Source organism: Gryllotalpicola koreensis (genome assembly GCF_039538185.1).
Classification (GTDB): Bacteria; Actinomycetota; Actinomycetes; order Actinomycetales; family Microbacteriaceae; genus Gryllotalpicola; species Gryllotalpicola koreensis.
The window spans coordinates 250,269-269,924 of sequence record NZ_BAABBW010000004.1 but is presented as its reverse complement, the minus strand read 5'-3'; the positions used below and the strand labels follow the sequence as shown (position 1 = coordinate 269,924).

Annotated in this window: 18 protein-coding genes; 11 read left to right on the top strand and 7 right to left on the bottom strand. The window is 68.9% G+C overall.

Going from position 1 to position 19,656, the window contains the following annotated elements; all coding sequences use genetic code 11:
* Window positions 1–16: 16 nt before the first annotated feature.
* Window positions 17–937 carry an EamA family transporter RarD gene (gene rarD, locus ABD708_RS13115; RefSeq protein WP_344755136.1) on the top strand — a complete coding sequence of 307 codons (921 nt, stop codon included), beginning with the start codon at window positions 17–19 and terminating at the stop codon, window positions 935–937.
* 102 nt (window positions 938–1,039) lie between these two features.
* Complete coding sequence (locus ABD708_RS13110; RefSeq protein ID WP_344755134.1) at window positions 1,040–2,305, top strand: ABC transporter substrate-binding protein; 1,266 nt, start codon at window positions 1,040–1,042, stop codon at window positions 2,303–2,305.
* A 118-nt stretch (window positions 2,306–2,423) separates the two neighbouring features.
* On the opposite strand, the gene ABD708_RS13105 is transcribed toward ABD708_RS13110, so the two are convergent.
* From ABD708_RS13105 to ABD708_RS13090, 4 genes are read right to left on the bottom strand one after another with little or no spacing between them, the layout of a single operon-like run.
* On the bottom strand, window positions 2,424–3,188 hold the full coding sequence (locus tag ABD708_RS13105; RefSeq protein WP_344755132.1) for an ABC transporter ATP-binding protein: 765 nt from the start codon (window positions 3,186–3,188) through the stop codon (window positions 2,424–2,426).
* On the bottom strand, window positions 3,185–4,159 hold the full coding sequence (locus ABD708_RS13100) for an ABC transporter ATP-binding protein (RefSeq protein WP_425553293.1): 975 nt from the start codon (window positions 4,157–4,159) through the stop codon (window positions 3,185–3,187). The genes ABD708_RS13105 and ABD708_RS13100 overlap by 4 nt, the downstream gene beginning before the upstream one ends.
* The gene (locus tag ABD708_RS13095) at window positions 4,152–5,126 is read right to left on the bottom strand and encodes a branched-chain amino acid ABC transporter permease (RefSeq protein ID WP_344755639.1); all 975 of its coding nucleotides are present in this window, start codon (window positions 5,124–5,126) and stop codon (window positions 4,152–4,154) included. Before ABD708_RS13095 ends, ABD708_RS13100 begins: the two co-directional genes overlap by 8 nt.
* A 13-nt stretch (window positions 5,127–5,139) precedes the next feature.
* Window positions 5,140–6,528, bottom strand: coding sequence for a branched-chain amino acid ABC transporter permease (locus ABD708_RS13090; protein ID WP_344755130.1), 1,389 nt, complete (start codon window positions 6,526–6,528; stop codon window positions 5,140–5,142).
* Window positions 6,529–6,778: 250 nt separating this feature from the next.
* On the opposite strand from ABD708_RS13090, the gene guaB reads away from it, so the two are divergent.
* Both guaB and ABD708_RS13080 read left to right on the top strand, forming a co-directional pair.
* Entirely contained in the window at window positions 6,779–8,281 is a 1,503-nt protein-coding gene (guaB, locus tag ABD708_RS13085) for an IMP dehydrogenase (protein ID WP_344755128.1), read from the top strand.
* Between the two features lie 79 nt (window positions 8,282–8,360).
* Window positions 8,361–9,353 (top strand): LLM class F420-dependent oxidoreductase, encoded by a 993-nt coding sequence (locus tag ABD708_RS13080; protein ID WP_344755126.1) that lies wholly within the window; start codon window positions 8,361–8,363, stop codon window positions 9,351–9,353.
* Between the two features lie 126 nt (window positions 9,354–9,479).
* Here the strand turns inward: ABD708_RS13080 and ABD708_RS13075 are convergent, their stop codons facing one another.
* Window positions 9,480–10,643: a MalY/PatB family protein gene (locus tag ABD708_RS13075; protein ID WP_344755124.1), complete on the bottom strand. Its 1,164-nt coding sequence runs from the start codon at window positions 10,641–10,643 to the stop codon at window positions 9,480–9,482.
* A 47-nt stretch (window positions 10,644–10,690) separates the two neighbouring features.
* On the opposite strand from ABD708_RS13075, the gene ABD708_RS13070 reads away from it, so the two are divergent.
* Complete coding sequence (locus tag ABD708_RS13070) at window positions 10,691–11,812, top strand: GuaB3 family IMP dehydrogenase-related protein (RefSeq protein WP_344755122.1); 1,122 nt, start codon at window positions 10,691–10,693, stop codon at window positions 11,810–11,812.
* Between the two features lie 2 nt (window positions 11,813–11,814).
* Here ABD708_RS13070 and ABD708_RS13065 read toward each other — a convergent pair whose 3' ends face one another.
* Window positions 11,815–12,921: a hypothetical protein gene (locus tag ABD708_RS13065; protein ID WP_344755120.1), complete on the bottom strand. Its 1,107-nt coding sequence runs from the start codon at window positions 12,919–12,921 to the stop codon at window positions 11,815–11,817.
* A gap of 122 nt (window positions 12,922–13,043) precedes the next feature.
* Between ABD708_RS13065 and ABD708_RS13060 the strand changes: the two genes are divergently transcribed.
* From ABD708_RS13060 to guaA, 5 genes are read left to right on the top strand one after another with little or no spacing between them, the layout of a single operon-like run.
* Complete coding sequence (locus ABD708_RS13060) at window positions 13,044–13,577, top strand: cation:proton antiporter regulatory subunit (protein WP_344755119.1); 534 nt, start codon at window positions 13,044–13,046, stop codon at window positions 13,575–13,577.
* Window positions 13,578–13,579: 2 nt separating this feature from the next.
* Complete coding sequence (locus tag ABD708_RS13055) at window positions 13,580–14,974, top strand: cation:proton antiporter (protein WP_344755117.1); 1,395 nt, start codon at window positions 13,580–13,582, stop codon at window positions 14,972–14,974.
* Between the two features lie 40 nt (window positions 14,975–15,014).
* The gene (locus ABD708_RS13050) at window positions 15,015–15,827 is read left to right on the top strand and encodes an SURF1 family cytochrome oxidase biogenesis protein (protein ID WP_344755115.1); all 813 of its coding nucleotides are present in this window, start codon (window positions 15,015–15,017) and stop codon (window positions 15,825–15,827) included.
* 5 nt (window positions 15,828–15,832) lie between these two features.
* A complete protein-coding gene (locus ABD708_RS13045; protein WP_344755113.1) occupies window positions 15,833–16,369 on the top strand; it encodes a DUF3817 domain-containing protein in 537 nt (178 codons plus the stop codon).
* Between the two features lie 16 nt (window positions 16,370–16,385).
* Window positions 16,386–17,963: a glutamine-hydrolyzing GMP synthase gene (gene guaA, locus ABD708_RS13040; protein ID WP_344755638.1), complete on the top strand. Its 1,578-nt coding sequence runs from the start codon at window positions 16,386–16,388 to the stop codon at window positions 17,961–17,963.
* Window positions 17,964–18,076: 113 nt separating this feature from the next.
* On the opposite strand, the gene ABD708_RS13035 is transcribed toward guaA, so the two are convergent.
* On the bottom strand, window positions 18,077–18,955 hold the full coding sequence (locus ABD708_RS13035; RefSeq protein ID WP_344755111.1) for an SDR family oxidoreductase: 879 nt from the start codon (window positions 18,953–18,955) through the stop codon (window positions 18,077–18,079).
* Window positions 18,956–19,041: 86 nt separating this feature from the next.
* On the opposite strand from ABD708_RS13035, the gene ABD708_RS13030 reads away from it, so the two are divergent.
* On the top strand, window positions 19,042–19,620 hold the full coding sequence (locus ABD708_RS13030) for a TetR/AcrR family transcriptional regulator (protein WP_344755109.1): 579 nt from the start codon (window positions 19,042–19,044) through the stop codon (window positions 19,618–19,620).
* Window positions 19,621–19,656 lie beyond the last annotated feature (36 nt).

Here is a 19,656-nt window from a genome sequence, read left to right as displayed (position 1 = left end):
CCCGTAGCGTGGTGAGATGGTCGACCCGCAGCACACCCCGACGCGCAGCGGTCTGCTCTTCGGCATCGGCGCCTACGTGCTCTGGGGCCTGCTGCCCCTCTACTTCATCCTGCTCGCGCCCACCGGGCCCTTCGAGATCGTCGCCTGGCGCATCGTCTTCTCGCTCGGCTTCTGCGCGATCGCGCTCTCGCTCATCGGGGGCTGGCGCAGGCTCGGCGAGCTCGCGAGGCGCCCACGCATCCTCTTCACGCTGGCCGGCGCCGGCGTGCTGATCTTCATCAACTGGCAGACCTATGTCTACGCCGCCACCTCGGGGCAGGTCGTCCAGGCATCCCTCGGCTACTTCATCAATCCCATCGTCACCGTCTTCCTCGGCGTCCTCGTGCTGCGCGAGCGGCTGCGCCCCCTGCAGTGGATCGCCGTCGGCATCAGCGTCGTCGCCGTGGTGGTGCTGACGTTCTCGTACGGCGCCGTCCCGTGGATCGCCCTCACCCTCGCGTTCTCGTTCGGAATCTACGGATTCGTCAAGAAGCAGGTGGGCGGCGAGGTCGACGCTCTGTCCGGGCTCACCCTCGAGTCGGCGTGGCTCGTGCCGGTCGCTGTCGGCGAGTTGATCTTCGTCGGCGCGACCGGCGGAATCGTCCTCGGAACGGCCGGCACCGGGAACGTGGTGCTGCTCGTGCTCGCAGGCGTCGTCACGGCTGTGCCGCTGCTGCTGTTCGCAGCATCCGCCCGCCGCCTGCCGCTCGTCTACCTCGGGCTGCTGCAGTACCTCGCGCCCATTCTCCAGTTCGCCGTGGGCGTGTTCTTCGAGCATGAGCAGATGGAGCCGGGCCGCTGGGTGGGCTTCGCCGTGATCTGGATCGCGCTCGTGTTGCTCACCGTCGATCTGCTCCGTGCCTCGCGTCGATCGCGGCGTGCCGTTACACGACCGTAACGTCATGGAACCACCGTTGCCCATTTGTGCGCATAGCGTGACCACGCAACGGGGCGTCTTATGCGCCTCGTCGGTCACGCACACATTCCCCGAAGGAGCAGCATGCGCAGCTCGCACTCCCGGCGTCTTGCCGTCGGAGCCATCGCCACCGCTGGGGCCGTCGCCCTCGTCCTCAGCGGTTGCTCGTCCAGTCCGTCAACGTCCTCTTCCTCCGGCTCGAAGGACCTGACGCTCAACATCGGCACGATCCTGCCCCAGACCGGCAGCCTCGCGACCCTGGGCCCGCCCGCGATCGAGGCGACCAACCTCGCCGTCGACGAGATCAACAAAGCCGACAAGGGCATCAAGCTCACCATCACGCAGAAGGACTCCGGCGACACGACGACCAACATTGCGACGCAGTCCGTCACGGCTCTGCTCGCGCAGAACGTCGACGCGATCATCGGCGCCGAGTCGTCGTCGGTGACGCTCACGGTCATCAAGCAGATCTCCGGCGCGAAGGTGCTGGAGTTCTCGCCGGCGAACACCTCGCCCGACCTCTCCGACGAGAAGCTCGACAACGGCTACTTCTGGCGCGACGCCCCCTCCGACGTCCTGCAGGGCAAGGTGCTCGGCGAGAAGGTCGCCAAGGACGGCCACACCAACGTCAGCATCCTGTACCAGAACGACTCCTACGGTCAGGGCCTGAACGACAACGTCAAGAAGTCCATCGAGAGCCAGGGCGCGACCGTCGCGACCGACGTCGCGTTCGACCCGGCCGCGACCGACTTCTCGGCCGAGGTCAACAAGGTGCTCGCGCCGAAGCCCGACGCGCTCGTGCTGATCAGCTTCGACCAGATCAAGAAGATCGTGCCGCTGCTGAAGACCGCCGGCTTCGACTTCAAGAACCTGTACGGCACCGACGGCAACTACGGCGTGATCGACCCGACCACGGCCGACGTTCCGAGCATCGAGGGCGCGCAGTTCACGAACCCCGGCGTGCAGACCTCCGACGACCTCAAGTCGAAGCTGCAGGCCCAGGCCAAGAAGGACGGAGCCCCCGAGCTCAAGGCCTGGTCCTACGCGCCCGAGTCGTACGACGCGGTCACCGTCCTCGCCCTCGCGGCGCTCAAGGGCGGCGCGACCGACGGCACGACGCTGAAGAACAACCTGCGCGCGGTCACCCACGGGTCGACCGACTGCAAGACGTTCTCCGCCTGTGCCGACGCCCTGAAGGACGGCAAGTCGATCCACTACCAGGGTCAGTCCGGCCCCATCTCGTTCCAGAAGAACGGCGACCCCGGCCAGGCGTACATCTCGATCTACAAGTACAACGCGGACAACTCGAACACCTTCGAGAGCTCGCAGTTCGGCGACCTGACCAAGTAAGGCCGCCAGGCGGACGGGCCCCGGCTTCGGCTGGGGCCCGTCTCTTTCTGCGAAGAGCGGAGATATGCGAAGAGCGGATGCCTCAGGCATCCGCTCTTCGTCGTGTTCGCTGTGGCCGCTACCCGCCGACGACGGGGGTGGCGCTCGTGGCGGTGTGGTCCGTCGCGAGGGTGCCGAGGTACAGCTCGATGACCTTCGGGTCGTTCAGCAGCTCGCGGCCCGGGCCCGTGTAGGCGTCCTTGCCCTGGTCGAGCACGTAGCCGCGGTGGCAGATCTGCAGCGCCCGGCGCGCGTTCTGCTCGACGAGCAGCACGGAGACGCCGGCGCGGTTGATCTGGGCGACGTTGATGAAGGTCTCGTCCTGCCGCACGGGCGACAGGCCGGCGGACGGCTCGTCGAGCAGCAGCACCTGCGGGTCCATCATGAGCGCGCGGCTCATCGCGACCATCTGGCGCTCGCCGCCCGAGAGCGAGCCGGCGCGCTGCGCGAGCCGCTTGCCGAGCTCGGGAAAGAGCGCCGTGACGAAGTCGAGCCGCTCCTTGAACGCCTTGGGGCGCTGGAAGGCGCCCATCTCGAGGTTCTCCTGAATGGTCAGCGACGGGAAGACGTTCGCGTTCTGCGGCACGAAGCCGACCCCGCGCGAGACGAGCTTCTCGGCCTTGAGGCCCGTGATGTCCTGGCCGTTCAGCACGACCGACCCCTCGCGGATCGACACCTGGCCGAACACGGCTTTGAGCAGCGTCGACTTGCCGGCGCCGTTCGGGCCGATGATGCCGACCATCTCGCCCTTCTTCACCGTGACGGAGCACCCGTTCAAGATGTTGACGCCGGGGATGTACCCGGCGACGAGGTCCGTGGTCTGGAGGGCGATCTCGTCGGTCACTTCCCGGCCTCCTGGTCTTCCTCTTCCAGCTCTTCTTCGATCTGCTCGATCAGCTCGTCGGAGACGCCGACGTCCTCGGCGATCGCCAGCTGGCCCGTCAAGGTTCCGAGGTCGGTGTCGTGGTGCGCGCCGAGGTACGCGTCGATGACGGCCTGGTCGCTCATCACCTCGCGCGGGTAGCCCTCTGCGACGACCTTGCCCTCCGCCATGACGATCACCCAGTCCGCGATGGTCTGCACCATGTGCATGTCGTGCTCGACGAAGAGCACGGTCATGCCGTTCTCCTTGAGCCCGAGGATGTGCCCGAGCAGCGACTGCGTGAGAGCCGGGTTCACGCCCGCCATCGGCTCGTCGAGCATCACGAGGGTCGGGTCGCTCATCAGCGCGCGCGCCATCTCAAGGAGCTTGCGCTGGCCCCCCGAGAGGGATGCCGCGTAGTCCGGCGCCTTCGTGTCGAGCTTGAAGCGGGCGAGCAGCTCCATGGCCTTCTCGGTGATCTCGGCCTCGCGCTTGCTCCACAGGAACGGCATGAGCGAGGGCAGGAAGCGCTCGCCGAGCTGCTTCGTCGCCCCGAGGCGCATGTTCTCGAGCACCGAGAGCAGGCCGAGCGACTTCGTCAGCTGGAAGGTGCGCACCATTCCGCGGCGCGCGACCTTGTACGACGGGACGCCCGCGAGGTCGGAGCCATCGAAGGTCCAGGTGCCCGCGTTCGGGCGGTCGAAGCCCGTGAGCAGATTGAAGAACGTCGTCTTGCCCGCGCCGTTGGGGCCGATGAGCGCGGTGATCTTCCCGCGCGGGATCTCGACGTGCTCGACGTCGACGGCCACGTTGCCGCCGAACTGGCGCATCACCCCGTCGGCGACGAGGATCGGGTCGGCCTTGCGGACGCCCGGCCCGATGGGGGCCGCCGGGTCGGCGACGATGGGTGCGGCATCCGTCGCCGTGGTCTGGGTCGTGGTCTGATCAGACACTGAAGTGCGCCTCCTTCTTCTTGCCGAAGATGCCCTGTGGTCTGAAGATCACGAGCAGCATCAGCGCGACGCCGACGATGATGAAGCGCACCGGGCCCTGCTGCACCTGCGAGAGCGGCAGGATGTGGCTGGTCGCGAGAATGCCGATGACGCCGTCGGCGAGGTTCAGCACGACCCAGAAGATGATCGAGCCGATGATGGGGCCGAGCACGGTCGTCGCGCCGCCGAGCAGCATGATCGTCCAGAGGAAGAACGTCGTCTGGGTCGCGTAGTTGTTCGGCTGCAGCGAGGTCGGGATGATGTTGATGATCGCGCCGAGGGTGCCGAGGATGCCGCCGATGATGAGCGCCTGCAGCTTGAACGAGTAGACGTTCTTGCCGAGCGAGCGCACGGCGTCCTCGTCTTCGCGGATGCCCTTGACGATGCGGCCCCACGGGCTGCGCATGAGCTGCCACACGAACAGCGCGGCGAGCGCGACGAGCACCCAGCCGACGGTCATCACCCAGATGTCGTCGGCGGTGTAGGGCACCATGCCGATGCGGTACACCCGGTCGGGGAACGGATTCAGCCGGTTGAAGGCGGCCTCCGCCCCGTTGATGCCGTCGGAGCCGCCGGTGAACGCGGTGAAGTCCGGCGTCTGCACCGTGTATCTGATGATCTCGGCCGCCGCGATGGTCACGATCGACAGGTAGTCCGCCCGCAGCCGCAGGGTCGGGATGCCGAGCAGGAACGCGAACGCCGTCGCCCCGATGAGCGCCGCGAGCACCGACGCCCAGAGCGGGAAGCCGAAGCGCGTCGCCGTGATCGCGAAGAAGTACGCGCCGACCGACATGAAGCCCGCCTGGCCGAAGTTGAGCAGGCCGGTGAAGCCGAAGTGCACCGACAGGCCGAGGGCGGCGAGGGCGAAGGCGATCGTCTGCGGAGAGATGATCTGGTTCAGCGTGAGGGGGAGGAAGGTCCAGTCCAGCATTGCGTCGTCCTTACCCGATCCGGTCCTTCTTGCCGAGGATGCCCTGAGGCCTCACCAGCAGGATGACGATCATGGCGATCAGCGCCGCGACGAACTTGAGGTTCGCCGGCAGCCAGATCGCCGAGACATTGATGAAGAGCCCGATGACGAGCGAGCCGACCAGCGCGCCGTATGCGGTGCCGAGGCCGCCGAGGGTGACCGCGGCGAAGATCGCGAGCAGGATCTGCGCGCCCGAGTCCCACTGCACCGTCTGGTAGTAGGCGAGCAGCGCACCGGCGAGGCCGGCGAGCGCGCCGCCCGCGGTCCAGACGATGCGGATGACGGATTCCACGTCGATGCCGGACGCCGCGGCGAGCGCCCGGTTGTCGGAGACCGCGCGGGTGGCCTTGCCGATGCGGGTGTTGGTCAGCAGCCAGGCGACGCCGAGCAGGACCACGATCGCGATGACGGCTGCGGCGAGGTTCGCACTCGTCAGCCGGACGGGACCGATCGAGAGCGCGGCCGAGCTGTCCTGCGGGAGCAGCAGAGTGCCGGGGCCGTAGATGATCTGGTAGACGTAGCGCACCGCGAGCGACAGGCCGATCGACACGATCATGAGCGGGATCAGCGCGACTCTCTTGCGCCGCAGCGGCCGCCACAGGCCGAGGTCCTGCACGTAGCCGAAGGCGCCGCCGAGCACGGTGGCGATGATGATGCCGAGCCAGCCTGGCAGGTGCGCGAGGCTCGTGAAGGTGTAGGCCATCAGACCGCCGAAGGTCACCAGCTCGCCGTGCGCGAAGTTGTTGAGGCCCGTCGTGCCGTAGATCAGCGAGACGCCGATCGAGGCGAGGGCGAGCAGCAGGCCGAAGATGAGGCCGGTTGCGAGGGCGGGCCAGATGCGACGGCCGAAGTCGGCGGATGCCGAGCTGCCGCCTCCCTTCGAGGGCGTCGCCGTCGCCCCGGGGCTCGGGGTCGTGGTCTCGTGCGTCTGCGCCGCCGTCGCCGAGATGAAGAGGTAATTCGCGAGCACCTGCTTGTTGCCCTCGTCGACCTCGACGGAGCGCTCGGGCTTGAGCGCGCTCGGCAGTTTCAGCCCGGCGGGGACCTTGCTCACGTCGAGGATCACCTGGTACGTGCCCGGCCCGGGAAGGCCGACCTCGACGCGGCCGTCTGCCCCCGTGGCGACGGTGACGTCGAAGCTGTCGTTCTTGACCTGCACGGGAATGCCCGGCAGCGGCTTGGCGGGCGGCGTGCTGTTGTCGCGCGCGACGACGAGGATCGACTCCTTCGCGGTCGCCGGGTCGATCGGGGCGCTGGCCGCGGCGGCGGGGCTCACGGCGAGTCCGACGGTCAGCAGCACGCCGACCGCCGCGGCGATCGTCGTCGCGGCGCGCACGAGGCGCCTTCGGGTCGTGGGCACTCGGCCTCCTGGTGGTGCGATCTCAGGACGGCGACCCGTGGAGGGCGCGCCGATGGTGCGTAATCAGGAAGCTAGGGTCCGGATGTGTCAGCCGTGTTTCAACCGTGTGCCTGATTGGAGGCATCATTGCGCATCCCGGCTCTCGCGCGCGGAATAACTTGCAGGGGCATCCGTTACCATTCAGTAAGTCCCCGATGGCGTGCCGTGCTCGGGGATTTTTCTTCTCACGCGCGCGAGCAATAGAGGTGTCATGGACCAGGCAGATCCGTTCGGTTTCGTCGGTTTGACGTACGACGACGTCATGCTCCTGCCGGGGGCCACCGACGTCATCCCGTCCGAGGCCGAGACCGCCTCGCGGCTCACGAAGCGCATCACGGTGAACGCGCCTCTGCTGTCCGCCGCGATGGACACCGTCACCGAGGGCCGCATGGCGATCGCCATGGCCCGCGCGGGCGGCATCGGCATCATCCACCGCAACATGTCCATCCAGGACCAGGCCGAGTTCGTCGACAAGGTGAAGCGCTCAGAGTCGGGCATGATCACCAACCCGGTCACGACGACCCCCTCCGCCACGGTGGCCGAGGTCGACCGGCTGTGCCGCGACTTCCGCGTCTCCGGCCTTCCCGTCGTCGACGAGGCGGGCACGCTCGTCGGCATCATCACCAACCGCGACATGCGCTTCGTCTCGCCGTTCGAGGCCGAGACCCTGCGCGTCGCCGACGTCATGACGAAGATGCCGCTCGTCACGGCCCCCGTCGGCATCGACCCCGACCACGCCCTCGCGCTGCTCGCGCAGCACAAGATCGAGAAGCTGCCGCTCGTCGACGAGGCCGGCAAGCTCAAGGGCCTCATCACCGTCAAGGACTTCGACAAGTCCGAGAAGTACCCCTTCGCCACCAAGGACGAGGCCGGCCGCCTGCGCGTCGGCGCCGCCGTCGGCTTCTTCGGCGACGCCTGGGACCGCGCGACCGCCCTCATGGAGGCCGGCGTCGACGTCATCGTCGTCGACACCGCCAACGGCGAGAGCCGCGGTGAGCTCGAGATCATCGCGCGCATCAAGAACGACCCGGCGTTCGCGAACGTCGACGTGATCGGCGGCAACGTCGCGACCCGTTCGGGCGCGCAGGCGCTGATCGAGGCCGGGGCGGATGCCGTCAAGGTGGGCGTCGGCCCCGGCTCCATCTGCACCACGCGCGTCGTCGCGGGTGTCGGCGTTCCCCAGGTCACGGCCGTGTATGAGGCATCCCTCGCCGCCCGCGCCGCGGGTGTGCCGCTCATCGCCGACGGCGGCCTGCAGTACTCGGGCGACATCGGCAAGGCGCTCGTCGCCGGCGCCGACACCGTCATGATCGGCTCGCTGCTCGCCGGCACCGATGAGGCGCCGGGCGACATGATCTTCGTGAACGGCAAGCAGTTCAAGACCTATCGCGGCATGGGCTCGCTCGGTGCGCTGCAGACCCGCGGCAAGAAGACCTCGTACTCGCGCGACCGCTATTTCCAGGCCGACGTGCCGAGCGACGACCAGCTCATCGCCGAGGGCATCGAGGGCAAGGTGCCTTACCGAGGTGCCGTGAACTCGGTCGTCTACCAGCTGCTCGGCGGCCTGCGCCAGACGATGTTCTACGTCGGCGCCCGCACGGTCCCCGAGCTCAAGGCGCGCGGCAAGTTCGTGCGCATCACGCCGGCGGGGCTCAAAGAGAGCCACCCGCACGACATCCAGATGGTCGTCGAGGCGCCGAACTACCGCAACTGAGCTGAGAGCCCGGAATGGAAACTTTTCCGTTCCGGGCGCAGTCGTTCACACCGGCTAATCGAATCGATACGATCGCGACATGCGATTCGGACTCTTCGTTCCCCAAGGCTGGCGTCACGACCTGGTCGGCATCGACCCCGCAGAGCACTGGGCGGTGATGAACGGCCTCGCTCAACACGCCGACGCGAACGAGCAGTGGGAGTCGATCTGGGTCTACGACCACTTCCACCCGGTGCCCAAGCCCACCGATGAGGCCGTGCACGAGGCGTGGTCGCTGATGTCGGGCTTCGCCGCCGCGACGAAGCGCGTGCGCCTCGGCCAGATGTGCACCTGCATGGGCTACCGGAACCCGGCGTACCTCGCGAAGGTCGCGACGACGGCCGACATCATCTCGGGCGGCCGCGTCGAGATGGGCATCGGCGGCGGCTGGTACGAGCACGAGTGGCGGGCGTACGGCTACGGATTCCCCGAGATCGGCGAGCGCCTCGGCCGGCTGCGCGAGGGAGTCGAGATCATGAAGCAGGCCTGGACGACCGGCACCGCGACGCTCGACGGGAAGTACTACCAGGTCGACGGCGCGCTGTTCCACCCGCAGCCGCTGCAGAAGCCGGGCATCCCGTTCTGGATCTCCGGCGGCGGCGAGAAGGTCACCCTCAAGATCGCGGCGCAGTACGCGCAGTACACGAACTTCGCGGGCGACCCCGACGGCTTCGCGCGCAAGAGCGCGATCCTCAAGGACCACTGCGAGAAGCTCGGCACCGACTTCGACGCGATCGTGCGCTCGGCGAACTACAACGTGATGGTGGGTGAGTCGCAGGCCGACATCGACCGCCAGCTCGACGAGCTCGAGGCGCGCGTGCGCCCGTACCTCGGCGACGCGACCGACGGCTTCATCGGTGAGTACCGCAGCCCGAACGCCCTCGCGGTCGGAACGCCCGCGCAGATCGTCGAGCGCTTGCAGAAGCAGGCGGAGGCCGGCCTCGGCTACGCGATCTTCTACTTCCCGAACGCGGCGTACTCGACCGATGCGATCGAGCTCTTCGAGAAGGAAGTCCTTCCGCAGCTCGCGTAGACAGGTCTCGGTTGCGCTGCTCGGATCCGGTATGCGCGCCTCGGATCCGAGCAGCGCATACCGGATGCTAGTAGCGCAACCGCGTCACGGGGCGCGGATCGCTTCGAGACGCCGCTACGCGGCTCCTCAACGATCGGCGGCCGCGGCGGCGATCCGGTCGACCGCCTCGACCACGAGCTCGGGGGCGCAGGCGATGTTCATCCGCGCGAAGCCGCGGCCCTGCGTGCCGAAGCGCGGGCCGTTCGACAGCACCACGCCCGACGCGCGGCGCAGCACCCGCGCCGGGTCCTCGCCCCAGCCGTAGGCGCCCAGGTCGAGCCAGGCGAGGTAGCTCGCGTGCGGCTCGCGGTAGCGGGCCAGCGGCAGCTTCTCGGCGAGCTGCGCAGTGAGCAGCCGACGGTTCGCCTCGATCGCCGCGACGGTGCCGTCGAGCCAGTCGCGGCCCTCAGCGAAACCCACCCGCGTCGCAATGACTCCGAAGATGCCGGTGCGGTAGACGACCTCCTCGGGCAGGGATCGGATCAGCGCCCGCATCCGATCGCCGGCCGCCACGAACAGTCCGCACTTCAGTCCTGCGAGGTTGAACGCCTTGCTGGCGGAGTGCGCGGCGATGCCGTGCTCGCGCGCGGCCTCCGACACGTCGAGGTAGGGCGTGAACGCGGCATCCGTATGCACCAGCGGGCCGTGGATCTCGTCGCTCACGACGAATCCGCCGTGCCTCTCGACGATCGCTGATAGCGCCTCGAGCTGCTCGCGCGAGTGGACGAGCCCGAGCGGGTTGTGCGGGTTGCAGAGCAGGATGCCGCGGGCGCCGGCCGCGAGCGCGGCGTCGATGCCCGCGAGGTCGAGCGCCCAGGTCTCGCCGTCATCGACGAGCGGCACCTCGACGACCGTGCCGCCGGCCTCAGGCACGAACTCGAAGAACGGCGGGTAGACGGGCGGGGTGATGATGACGCCGTCGCCCGGCTCGATGAGACGGCGCAGCGACTCGACGACGACGACGCTCACGTCGGTCGTGCTCTGCATGAGCTCGGGCGACGGATGCCAGTCCCAGCGGTCGCCGGCGAAATCGGCCAACGCCCGGGCCGCGGCTCGCCCGCCGGAGCGCGGGTCGACGTAGCCCGTGTCGCCGAGCTCGACCGCGTCATGCAGGGCCGCCTTGATGACGGGTGCGAGCGGGTAGTCCATCTCGGCGACGAACATCGGCAGCATCTCCGGGCCGAACGCCCGCCATTTCGAGCTCGTGCGCTGCCGCAGGACGTCGAGGGATTCCGCTTGCGTGGGCTCCATGCGCTCAGCCTACGAGGGGTTCTCGCCGCCCTCGCTAGGCTGTTCGCGTGAGCGAGATCGAGATCGGCGTCAGCAAGCGCGGGCGTCGGGTGTACGCCTTCGACGATGTGGCGGTCGTGCCGAGCCGGCGCACCCGCGACCCCGAGAATGTCAGCGTCACCTGGCAGATCGACGCGTTCACCTTCGAGACTCCGATCATCGCCGCCCCCATGGATTCAGTGGTGTCCCCCGCGACGGCGATCGCCATAGGCAAGCTCGGCGGCCTGGGCGTGCTCGACCTCGAGGGCCTCTGGACCCGCTATGAGGACCCCGAGCCGCTGCTCGCCGAGATCCGCTCGCTGCCGGTCGAGAGCGCGACGCAGCGCATGCAGCAGATCTACGCGGAGCCGGTGAAGGCCGAGCTGATCCGCGACCGCCTTGCCGAGATCCGCAGTGCAGGAGTCACGGTCGCCGGGGCGCTCAGCCCGCAGCGCACGCAGCAGTTCTACGAGACGGTCCTCGCGGCCGGCGTCGACCTGTTCGTCATCCGCGGCACGACGGTCAGCGCCGAGCACGTTGCGCAGCAGCGCGAGCCCCTCAACCTCAAGAAGTTCATCTACGAGCTCGACGTGCCGGTCATCGTCGGCGGTGCGGCGACCTACACGGCGGCCCTGCACCTGATGCGCACCGGTGCCGCGGGCGTTCTCGTCGGCTTCGGTGGGGGAGCGGCGTCGACGACGCGCGTCGTCACCGGCATCCACGCGCCCATGGCGACCGCGGTCGCCGACGTGGCGGGCGCGCGCCGCGACTACATGGACGAGTCGGGCGGCCGGTACGTGCATGTCATCGCCGACGGGGGGCTCGGCACGTCCGGCGACCTGGTCAAGGCGATCGCGTGCGGTGCGGATGCCGTGATGCTGGGGTCCACCCTGGCGCGCGCATCTGAGGCCCCCGGCGGCGGCTGGCACTGGGGCGCAGAGGCGCACCACCCCGAGCTGCCCCGCGGCCACCGCGTGCAGGTCGGCACGGTCGGCTCGCTGGAGGAGGTGCTCTACGGCCCCGCGACGGTGGCCGACGGCACCGCGAACCTGATCGGGGCGCTGCGCCGTTCGATGGCGACCACCGGCTACTCCGACCTCAAGGAGTTCCAGCGCGTCGAGGTCGTCGTCGCGCCGTACCTCGCGGACTAGCCTCAGCCGGCGACGCGGGTCCACGCCTCGTCGTCGCGCCTCCACTCGGTGAACGTCGCGTCCAGCTCGATCGCCTCGCCGAACCAGACGGCGGCCGCAGGGTCCCAGCCGGCGAGCACCGTCGCCGTCTCGCCGTCGACAGGAACGGCGCGCTCGGCGGTGCGCAAATAGCCGGCGACGGTGAGGTGCACGGCGTCCCATTCCGCGGCGACGGCCGGCCAGTCGGGGATCACCCAGCGCCCCTGCCGTCCTGTGGCGAGGCCCCAGACATGGCGGCGGGACTCGGTGACGTCGAACGGATGCCTGCGGCACAAGTCGGCCCAGTCATCCGGCCCGGTGATCTCGAGCACGCGCGCGCCGTCGTGCGGACGGCCGTCCCAGACGCGCGCCAGGCGCTCGCCCCCGCCGTCCTCCACAAAATGCAGCGCGGCGGGCCCGCGTGCGCCGAGGGAAGGCGTCGACCACACGCCGGTGTACTGCGCCAGCGCCCACCAATCGCCCGACAGCGGTGTTCCGGGATAGTTGGCCGCGTGGTCGACGAACTGCTGCTCGGTCTCGCGTGATTCCTGCCGCCAGCGTGCGAGCTGCGCCGCGGTGCCACTCGGCTCGGGCACGGGCGGCGGCTGCTGCACGCGGGTCTCGGGGTCGGCATACGAGAACCGCGTGACCGTCTGGTGCTGGGCGACCGGATGCCACCACCATTCCACCTCGGGCATCCGGGCCACCCGCTCGGCGAGCGGCCGCAGGGCGCTCACGAACGCGGGATCCTCGAGCATCATGTCGGTGCCGTCGGGCTCCTGCCACGCCCTGGCCCAGCCGACGGAGTCCGCCAGCGCGACGACGATCCTCTCCTCGTCGACCACATCGCGGCCTGAGCGCCCGGCGATGCGCGCCGCGATCTCGCCGACCTCCTCAGCACGCTCGGGTCGGCGCTCGTGCTCGCCGGATGCGGGACCCCAGCTGACGAAGACGGCGGACCCGGAGTTGTCGAAGCTGCGCTCGACGTCCCAGGCGAAGGAGCTCAGGTGGTCATCGGCGAGGCTCGCGAGCTCGTACAGCATCCGTCGCCCTCGCGGGCCCTCGATGAGCTCGTCTGCGCGGGAATCCATGCTCACATCATCGCCACATTCCGCGGCCTCCCGCACCGCGAAGCCGTGGAATGTGGCGATCACCTGCTCTCCAGACCCCTTGCCTAGACTTGTGGCACTGAAGCCGGTGAGGAGCACGAGACATGGTCGACGTACGACGGGTGAAGCTGCCCGGGGTGGGCGTGCTGCACAGCTTCGTCGCCGAAGACGGCGGGAAGGTCGGCGTCATCGCCCACCGCAGCGGAGCCAACGACCTGATCACCTTCAGCGACGCGGAGAGCCCCGACGAGGTCACCAAGATCAGCATCCGCCTCAACGAGGACGAGGCGCACACGCTCGCCGAGCTGCTCGGCGGCACGCAGATCACCGAGAGCCTCGCGGCGCTCGACCAGATCCCGGGCCTGTCGATCGACTGGTTCGCCGTCGACTACGACGACCACATCGCGGGCCAGCCGCTCGGTGCCCCCGCCGATCACGGGCTGATCGGCCTGACGGTCGTCGCGGTCGTGCGCGGCGAGGCCGCGAACCCCGGCCCGGGCCCCGACTTCAAGGTCTTCCCCGGTGACACGCTCGTCGTCGCCGGCAGCCCGGAGAAGGTCGCCAAGGCCTTCGACTTCTTCCGCACCGGCACCGTGGCCGCGCGCGACGCGCTCGCCGACGCCCCACCGGGGAACTGACCGTGCGCGCCGCGGCCCTGCTCGCCGCCGAGGCGAGCGATCACGGCGATCTCGCCGAGAACCTCATTGTCCTCGGAATCCTGTTCCTCATCGCCTACGTGCTGGGGCGCCTGGCACGGCGGGTGGGGCTGCCCGCGATCCCCGTGTACATGGTCGTGGGCCTGCTGGCGAGCCCGCACACGCACGTGTTCCCGCTCGACTTCCAGGCGGCCAACGTCCAGCTGATCGCCGTCTTCGGCCTGCTGCTGCTGCTGTTCAGCCTCGGCCTCGAGTTCGATCAGGAGGAGTTCTTCGGCAACCTCAACCGGCTGCTGATCTCGGGCGGCTCCTATGTCGCCATCAACCTGGGCGTGGGCCTCGCGTTCGGGTTCTGGGTCGGCTGGGGCACGCGCGAGGCGTTGATCATCGCCGGCATGACGGCGACGTCGTCGAGTGCGATCGTGACGAAGCTGCTGATCGAGCTGCGCCGACTGACCAACGATGAGACGCCGATGATCCTCGGCGTCACCGTCATCGAGGACATCTTCATCGCGATCTACCTCGCCATCGTCTCAGCGGCGCTGAGCGGGGCGACCGGATTCTGGCCGATCGCCCTCAGGCTCGCGATCGACTTCGTGTTCATCGTGGCGATGTTCTCGATCGCCCGCTGGGGCGCGCGCTACGTCTCGCGGCTGCTGCAGACGAAGGACGACGAGCTGTTCACGGTGCTGTTCTTCGGCCTCGCGGTCGTCTTCGGCGGCATCGGCGAGCTGATCGGAGTGACGGATGCCATCGGCGCATTCCTCATCGGCGTGGTGCTCGGAGCGACCAGGTACCACGGCCGGATCGAGCGCGTCACGGTGCCCCTGCGCGACATTTTCGCGGCCTTCTTCTTCCTGAACTTCGGCCTCGACCTCGACATCGCGAAGTTCCCGCAGGTCACCGGCGTCGTGATCGTCGCCGTCGTGATGACGCTGCTGCTGAACTTCGGCGCGAGCCAGCTGATCGCCTGGATGAACCGCTTCGACTTCACGGCGGGCATCAACACCTTCGTCATCCTGCAGAACCGCGGCGAGTTCGTGCTGATCCTCGCGACGCTCGCCGTGGGAGCCGGCCTCGACAGCCGGCTCACGCCGTTCGCTGGCCTCTACGTCGTCATCATGGCGATCCTGGGGCCGCTCATGGCGGCGAACTCGGACCGGTTCACCGCGTGGTGGAGGCGGTGGCAGCAGCGCAGAGCGGCTCGCCGCGCTGCACGTTCGGCGAGCGATTCAGCCGCGCCTGCGGCTGAATCACAGCTTGACGATGAAATAACTGAGGTTGAGCATCACCTCGACCCCGCCGTCGAAGAGGCGATGCTCGCCGACACCGGCCTCGACACAGACCCCGACGCACGAAAGCAGCCCGAAGATCTCTGACCCAGTCCGACACCCCGGCGACCTGACCCTGTTCCAGGTCATGCGCCGACCCCGCTGGATCGGCGTTCTGCTGGTCTGCCTCGCGATCGCCGGCATCTTCGCCTTCCTCGGCAAGTGGCAGCTCGCCCGCGCCGTTGAGGCGCGCCAGGTCGGCCCGCAGATCACCGAGACGACCCGCCCGCTGCACGAGGTGTTGGTGCCCGGCAAGGCGATCGCGAACAACCGCGTCGGCCAGCTCGTCACCGTGAGCGCGACGACCGTGCCCGAGGACTACACGCTGATCCAGGGCCGCGACAACAACAGCGGCTCGCGCGGCTGGTGGGTCGTCGCGCACGCGGTCGTGAGCGATGGGCCGGATGCCGGGGCGCATCTCGCCGTCGCCCGGGGCTTCACCGCGAGCCGGGCCGTCGCCATCGCGACGCAGCATCGGCTCGAGGCATCCGCCCCTGAAACGCTTGACCTCGCGGGCCGCATCCAGCCGACGGAGCCGCCTCAGCAGCCGCAGGACAGTCTGGACGGCGATCCGCCGATGATGAAGGACCTGGCGGTCGCCATCCTCATCAACCACTGGACCGGGCTCGGCGACAGCCCGAGGTTCTTCGAGGCCTACCTCGTGGCGACGAACCATGTGCCGAGCGGGCTGAAGCCGATCTATGCGCCCGCGCCCATCCAGCAGAAGTCGATCGACTGGCTGAACGCCTTCTACGCCGCAGAGTGGGCCGTGTTCGCCGGCTTCGCCGTCTACCTCTGGTACCGGCTGACGAGGGATGCCTGGGAGAGAGAAGTCGAAGACATCGAGGCCGCTTCGGCGCAGGCATCCGATCACCCCATCGACACGCAGAAAGTAGACTGATACCCATGCCGCAGCCCGTTGCCCCGTCCACCGGCGAGGGAACGTACCTGTCCCGTCTGTGGGAGCAGCTGCGCAGCGTCAAGGGCGCCCGCCCGCGCCCGGCTGACCTGCCCAAAGTGCCCGCGGCGCTCCGGCTCTACCAGGTGACCGCCTGGATCACCGGCATCATGCTGCTGCTGCTGTGCGCCGAGATGGTCGTCAAGTACGGCTTCGGGCACTGGGTGTATGCGTTCCAGCCGGGGGAGCCGATCATCTCCTTCCCGCTCGTGAACGCGGCGACCGACCCGTACCTGAAGGGCGTCAACGTCTCGATCGCGGTGCTGATCGCGCACGGCTGGCTCTATGTGCTCTACCTGTTCGCCGACTTCCGGCTGTGGTCGCTGATGCGCATGCCGTTCACGAAGTTCGTGCAGATCGCGCTCGGCGGCGTCATCCCGTTCATGTCCTTCATCGTCGAGGGCATCATCACCAAGCAGGTCAAGACCTACCTCGCCGAGCACGCACCGGCGCCCGCCCCCGTCACCGCAGGAGGACAGGATTAGCAGCACGCACGGCAGTATTGATGAATTGGGCAGGCGGCCGGTACTCGTCGTCGACTTCGGCGCGCAGTACGCGCAGCTGATCGCGCGGCGGGTGCGCGAGGCATTCGTTTACTCCGAGATCGTGCCGCACACGATCACCGCGGCTGAGGTGGCGGCCAAGAACCCGGCCGGCATCATCCTGTCGGGCGGTCCGTCGTCGGTCTATGAGGATGGGGCGCCGTCGTTCGACGCCGGCGTCTTCGATCTCGGCGTGCCGACGCTCGGCATCTGCTACGGATTCCAGGTGATGGCGCAGGCGCTCGGCGGCGAGGTCGCGCAGACCGGCCGCCGCGAGTACGGCGCGACGGACGTCTCGGTGACGGCCCCGACGAGCACGCTGCTCGACGGTCAGCCGACCGAGCAGATCGCGTGGATGTCGCACGGCGACTCGGTTTCGCGCGCGCCCGAGGGCTTCGAGGTGCTCGCCTCGACGCTGTCGACGCCGGTCGCGGCCTTCGCTTCGGATGAGAAGAAGTTCTACGGCGTGCAATGGCACCCCGAGGTGAAGCACTCCCAGTACGGCCAGAGCGTGCTCGAGAACTTCCTGCACCGCGCGGCCGGCATCGCCGCCGACTGGAACAGCGAGAACGTCATCGAGACGCAGGTCGCGCGCATCCGCGAGCAGGTCGGGTCGGCTCGGGTCATCTCGGCGCTGTCGGGCGGGGTGGATTCCGCGGTGTCGACGGCCCTCGTGCACAAGGCCGTCGGCGACCAGCTCACCGCCGTGTTCGTCGACCACGGTCTGCTGCGCAAGGGCGAGCGCGAGCAGGTCGAGAAGGACTACGTCGCCTCGACCGGCGTGCGTCTGATCACCGTCGATGCCTCCGAGACCTTCCTCGGCCACCTGGCCGGTGTCACCGACCCCGAGCAGAAGCGCAAGATCATCGGGCGCGAGTTCATCCGCGTGTTCGAGAAGGTGCAGCGCGAGCTCGTCGCCGAAGCCGAGGCCTCGGGCGGCGAGCCGGTGAAGTTCCTCGTGCAGGGCACGCTCTACCCCGACGTCGTCGAGTCGGGCGGCGGCGCCGGCACGGCGAACATCAAGAGCCACCACAATGTCGGCGGCCTGCCGGAGGACCTCGAGTTCGAGCTCGTCGAGCCCCTGCGCACGCTGTTCAAGGACGAGGTGCGCGCCGTCGGCCGGGAGCTGGGGATTCCCGAGGCGATCGTCTCGCGCCAGCCGTTCCCCGGCCCGGGGCTCGGCATCCGCATCATCGGAGAGGTGACGCGCGAGCGGCTCGAGATCCTGCGCGAGGCCGACGCCATCGCGCGCTCCGAGCTCACCGCGGCCGGCCTCGACGGCGAGATCTGGCAGTGCCCCGTGGTGCTGCTCGCCGACGTGCGGTCGGTGGGTGTTCAAGGTGACGGGCGCACCTACGGGCATCCGATCGTTCTGCGTCCCGTGTCCTCCGAGGACGCGATGACCGCCGACTGGACCCGCGTGCCGTTCGAGGTGCTCGCCCGCATCTCGAACCGCATCACCAACGAGGTGCGCGAGGTGAACCGCGTGGTGCTTGACGTGACGTCGAAGCCCCCGGGCACCATCGAGTGGGAATGAGAGAAGCCGCCTGAGGGCGGCTTCTTTCGTCTGCCCGCGCTGCGTCGCCGCTTTCGGGCCCAAGATCGCTCGGTTAGGCCCGAACGCGGCGACGCAACGCGCTCACAACCTCGTCATGCGAAGTAGTGACCGCTGTCGATCTCCTCGAGCAAGGTCAGGTGGGTGGGGTCCCAGTCGAGCAGGGCACGGGTCTGCTCGTTCGGCATCGTGACGTCCATTCCCATGAACGGGAAAGGTGCGAAGTGCTCGGCAGCGGTGTCCGCGGGAATGCTCGCCGCGGGCACACCGAGATGCCGTGCGATGCTCTCGGCGATGTCGCGCACCGGGATGCCCGGCTCCGCGGCGCCGATGAGCTGCGCGCCGGCCGGGGCGTTCTCGAGCGCCAAACGATAGAGATGCGCGAGGTCGAGGGTGTGCACCGCAGGCCAGAGGTTCTGACCTTCGTCGATGTAGCCGGACACGCCCGTGCGCCGCGCGATGTCGATGAGCATCGGCACGAAGCCGTGGGTGTCGCGGTCGCTGTGGGTCACGGGCGGGATCGCGATGAGGATCGAGCGGATGCCGCGCGCGGCGAACTCGGCCACCTCACGCGAGACGAAGGTGCGCGGGTTCTGCTCGAGCCGGCGGTCGAGTTCCTCGTCGCCGGTGCGGCCCATTCCGATGCCGATGAATGCCTTGTCGGAGCCTTCGAGCGCGTCGGCGAAGGCGCGGACGACGAGCCGATCGGCGTCGGCTGCGGCGCCGACCCCGCCCGTGGCCGCGGCGACGTTGTCGAAGGCGAGATGGCTGACCGCGTCGACCGCCTCAGCGGTCGTGCGCAGCAGTGCGACGTCGTTGACGTCGCCGCGCAGCGGCTCCGCGCCGAGTGCGGCAACGGCGTCGGCCGAGGCTTCCGAGCGGACGAGGCCGACGACCTCGTGGCCCGCCTCGATCAACTCGGCGACGACGGCACTGCCGATATGGCCGCCCGAGCCTGTGACGAATACTCGCATGGTCTTCTCCTGACGTGTGTGATGTTACTGAGTAACGTCACTATACGCGCGTGATGTGACTGAGTCACATCACCTAGGATGGGCGCATGGGTCGTTGGGAGCCGGGCGCCATGGAGCGGCTGATCGCCGCGGCGCTCGAGCTCTTCGAGCGGCAGGGCTACGAGGCGACGACGACAGCGCAGATCGCCGAGCGCGCCGGGCTCACGAAGACCACCTTCTTCCGGCATTTCCGTGACAAGCGCGAGGTGCTTTTCGCCGGCCAGGGCGTTCTCATCGAACGGGCGACGGCCGCGGTCGACGGGGCGGCCCACGGCGCCGCGCCACTCGACCTCGGCGCCGCCGCCCTCGATGCGCTGGCCGCCGCGCATCCGGAGGAGCGCCGGGCCGATGCCACGCGGATCGGCGCGGTCATCGCAGCGCATGACGAACTGCGAGAGCGAGCAGTCTTCAAGCGCTCCGCGATCGCTGAGGCGGTCGCGCGAGCGCTGACCGCCCGGGGCGTCGACGCCGTCGCCGCGGGTCTCGTCGCCGAGCTCGCGGTGCGCGCCTACTACACCGGCTTCGACCGGTGGGCCGCCGACTCCCGGGCGGGATCGCTGCCTGAGCTGTGCCGCGCGGCTCTCGACGAGCTGCGTGCGGCCGCGGCATCCGTGACCGCACGCTGAGGCCGTCGAGTGGCTCGGCCCACTGCGCCGTCGTGC